A 3,452-nucleotide genomic window follows, 5' to 3' on the forward strand; every position below is an offset into this window, starting at 1 on the left:
ACGATGGCGTCGCCGTCGCGACGGACGGTGGGCTCGGCGGTGATGGTGCCCTTCTTTGGTGGGCGCTTCATGCGGTGGTCTCCTGGGGTTCAGGTTCCTCAGACTCCTGCGGCGATACCTCGGCGGCCAGCGTAACCAGGCCCGTCGGTCGCAGTCGGATGGTCAGGCCATCGGGGCGGACGTTGACGGTTTCCACCAGCAGGCGAACGATCCGCTCCTTCTCGGCCGGGAACAGTTCGGTCCACAGCGGCTCGACCGTTCGCAGCGCGTCGGCCACGTCGCGTTCAGTGGGCACGCCTTCCTGCTGGTCAAGCTGGGCCTCGATCTGCTGAACCTGTGCCTCGACGTCGGTGTACTCGTCGTTCAGCTTCCGCAGCTCGTCGGCCAGGGGGCCGTCATCGGTGTCACCGGCGGCGCGAACCAGTCGGCCGATTCCCTTGCGGAGTTCGGTCTGTCGCTTCTCCAGGGCGGTTTTCTGTCGGACCAGTGCCCGGCGCTGTGCCGCCGCCTGCGTCCGCGTTGCGCGGAACGTCCGGGCGACCATGGCCGGGTCGGCGAAGATCTCCCGCAGGTAGGTGAAGACGGCCTGCTCGATTTGCCCGCCCGGGACGCTGCGGACTTCGCAGGTGTCGTAACCTTTCTTGGCCGCCGCGTGGCAGACGTAGTAGTGATACCGCTTGCCACGCCGGTTGGTGTACGTCGGGGCCATGGCCGCGTCACAGCATTCACAGCGGATCAGGCCCTTGAGCACGGCTGTGGTCTTGCTGCGCGTTTGGTTGGCGCGGACGGCGCGGTTCTCGGACAGGATGCTCTGCACGCGGTCCCAGAGCTTGCGATCCACGATGGCGTCGTGCTCGCCGGGGTAGCTTTCTCCCTTGTACATGACCTCGCCGAGGTAGCGCCGGTTGGTCAGCAGGTGGTGGACGTCGGTCTTCTTCCACATGCCGCCGCCCATGGGCTTGCCCTTCTTGGTGACCCAGGCCTTCATGCGGTGGCCCTGGGCGTTGAGTTCCCGGGCGACCAGCATGCACGAGCCCAGCCGGCAGAACCGCTCGAAGATGTGCCGTACCAGCTTGGCTTCGTTCTCGTTGACCAGAAGCCGCATCCGCTCGCGATCCACGTCGTAGCCCAGCAGCGGCCTGCCCCCGACGTACTTGCCTTTGCGCTTGGCGCTGGCGATCTTGTCCCGGATGCGCTCGCCGCACAGCTCACGCTCGAACTGCGCGAACGACAGCAGGATATTCAGCGTCAGCCGGCCCATGCTGCTGGTCGTGTCGAAGCGCTGGGTGACCGATACGAACGCCACGTCGTGGGTTTCGAAGAGGGCCACCAGCTTGGAGAAGTCCATCAGGCTGCGGCTGAGCCGATCGACCTTGTAGACCATCACCACGTCGACGCCGCCGGCCTCGATGTCGGCCAGCAGCGCCTTGAGGCCCGGGCGCTCCATGTTGCCGCCGGTGAAACCGCCGTCGTCGTAATGCGTGGCCAGCGCCTTCCAGCCTTCATGCTTCTGGCTGGCGATGTACGCTTCGCAGGCCTCGCGCTGGGCATCGAGGCTGTTGAATTCCTGTTCGAGACCCTCCTCGTGGCTCTTCCGCGTGTAGATGGCGCAGCGGATGGGCTTGGTCTTGTCGTTCCTGGCGATCATGCATCCTCCTTGTTTGTGCTGGCGAGCCCAAAGAATCGCGGCCCGCTGACGTGCTGGCCGGTCATGGCCTTGGCCACGGCCGACAGTGTCCGGTAGCGCCGGCCGTCCCATTCGAAGCCGCCGTCGGCCAGCGCGGTGACGACGTGCTCGACCCCGCGCCACTGCCGGACCAGGCGCGTGCCCGCTGCCAGCGCGGTGCGCTTGCGGGGTTTGGGCGGGCGCTTCTTGCCGCCGGCCAGTTCGTCGCCGTCAGCGATCTGCCGCAGGCGCTGCCGGGCCCGGTCGGACAGGCCCCCGAAGCGAAGTTCCTGAACCCGCCACGCCAGGCGGCGGACCAGTTGGGCCTTGGCGTAGCTGGCCGGCGGTTCGGTGCCATACAGCGCTCTCCACTGGTCGCGGAGTTCGTCCACGTCCATGCGGCCAATTCTCGCAAGTGTTTCTAAAACGGTCTGTTGCATTCATTTACTCCTTTCGCTGGTGGACGAGACCATCAGGGCTCGTGGGGCGCGGAAGCTCAAGGCAATCCTGCCCGACCTGCGAAAACTCTCTCGAACCGGCCCGCCCGGCGCGGGCGCGGCGCTTGAGCCACAGCCGCATCATGGCCAGCGACAGCAGCATGCCGACTTCGTCGGCGCGTTCGGCGGGCGTCATCCGCCCGGGGTCCATCCCGTGGGTCATCAGCAACCTCCGTGTGTTCCAGAAAACAGGCCTCCGGGGCGTCCCAAAGGCCACATGTATTGGAAGATTCGATAGTTACGGCGATCAGAAATCCCGCCAGCCGGGGCAGCAATTGCCTTGATGAGGGGCGGGGTCGAGGTAACATGCCAGTGTCGAGAAAAGAACGTAAGCGACTGTGCAACAAGGAGATACGCCATGAAGAAGAACATGAAGCCAAACGTAAAGAACACCACCCAACGCGACTGGCACGACCTGAAGCTCGGCGACGTGATCTGGTTCGCCACCGGCTGGTTCGAGGTCTTCGACGCCTACCCCAGCAGCCGCGACACCGTGACGGTCAAGCTGATCGTCGACAACGCCAACACCTGCCACATCGAGACCTACCAGGTCCGCACGCACGACAACGCCACCTGCCAGGCCTGACCCCGAAAGGAGACGCCGACCATGCGACTGACACGAATCGACTTCGAAGGCAAACCAGGCCACTACGCCACCGCGCAACGGCGGGCGGCATCGGGCACCGCTCCGAACGTGGTGGTCGTCACCATCCTCACCCCCGACATGCCCGACGGGCGCGAGCACCACGTCACCGCCGACTGCCAGGAGGACGCGTGGTCGATGGCCGAGTGCCTGCAGCACCACCTCGACGGTTGCCGGGGCACCAACAGCATGGTCCACGACTACTACCGCGAGCCGCTTCGGCTCAGCGACCTCTAACCGCAAGGAGCATTCGCCATGACCGCCCAAAACAACACCCAACGCATGATGGACGCCTTCAAGCGAGCGCAGGCCGACATCGCCAGCCTCGCCGACTGGATCGAGTGCGAACTGGAGAAGTACGAGGACGACGAGGTCACCTGGGCTTCGGTCGGTTCCCTGGAGCACGTCCGCGAAAACCTGATCGAGACGCTGGCGTTCTTCTCCGGCGTTGAACAATCCGAGATTCAGCGCAGCCTCGACGAACTGCACATGTGAACCCAGCGCGGAAGGAGAATGCCATGCCCCGCGAAACCATGGACCAGACGCTCGAGCGGATCGCCCGGGAGGAACTGGAGATCACCACGCTCGAATCGCGTCACAGCGACGAAGAGGACTTCCACACCTTGGCGGTGTGGGAAATCGAAAC

At 65.0% G+C, this 3,452-nt stretch carries 6 protein-coding genes; 3 read left to right on the forward strand and 3 right to left on the reverse strand.

Translation table 11 applies throughout. From position 1 onward, the window contains the following. Positions 1-67 precede the first annotated feature (67 nt). Genes GXY33_09445 through GXY33_09455 form a run of 3 tightly spaced genes read right to left on the reverse strand, consistent with a single transcriptional unit; the run spans position 68 to position 2,326 of the window. The gene (locus GXY33_09445; protein NLX05355.1) at positions 68-1,648 is read right to left on the reverse strand and encodes a recombinase family protein; all 1,581 of its coding nucleotides are present in this window, start codon (positions 1,646-1,648) and stop codon (positions 68-70) included. Next, the gene (locus tag GXY33_09450; protein NLX05356.1) at positions 1,645-2,106 is read right to left on the reverse strand and encodes a DUF2924 domain-containing protein; all 462 of its coding nucleotides are present in this window, start codon (positions 2,104-2,106) and stop codon (positions 1,645-1,647) included. Before GXY33_09450 ends, GXY33_09445 begins: the two co-directional genes overlap by 4 nt. 4 nt (positions 2,107-2,110) lie before the next feature. Continuing rightward, positions 2,111-2,326, reverse strand: coding sequence for a hypothetical protein (locus GXY33_09455; protein NLX05357.1), 216 nt, complete (start codon positions 2,324-2,326; stop codon positions 2,111-2,113). A 195-nt stretch (positions 2,327-2,521) separates the two neighbouring features. Here GXY33_09455 and GXY33_09460 point away from each other — a divergent pair, with 195 nt between their 5' ends. The 3 genes from GXY33_09460 to GXY33_09470 are packed head-to-tail and all read left to right on the forward strand — an operon-like array spanning position 2,522 to position 3,301. After that, positions 2,522-2,749 (forward strand): hypothetical protein, encoded by a 228-nt coding sequence (locus tag GXY33_09460; GenBank protein ID NLX05358.1) that lies wholly within the window; start codon positions 2,522-2,524, stop codon positions 2,747-2,749. 21 nt (positions 2,750-2,770) lie between these two features. Beyond that, positions 2,771-3,043 carry a hypothetical protein gene (locus GXY33_09465; protein ID NLX05359.1) on the forward strand — a complete coding sequence of 91 codons (273 nt, stop codon included), beginning with the start codon at positions 2,771-2,773 and terminating at the stop codon, positions 3,041-3,043. 18 nt (positions 3,044-3,061) lie between these two features. Beyond that, positions 3,062-3,301, forward strand: a complete 240-nt coding sequence (locus tag GXY33_09470) for a hypothetical protein (protein NLX05360.1) — start codon at positions 3,062-3,064, stop codon at positions 3,299-3,301. Positions 3,302-3,452 lie beyond the last annotated feature (151 nt).

It is taken from the genome of Phycisphaerae bacterium, from assembly GCA_012729815.1.
Lineage (GTDB): Bacteria > Planctomycetota > Phycisphaerae > JAAYCJ01 > JAAYCJ01 > JAAYCJ01.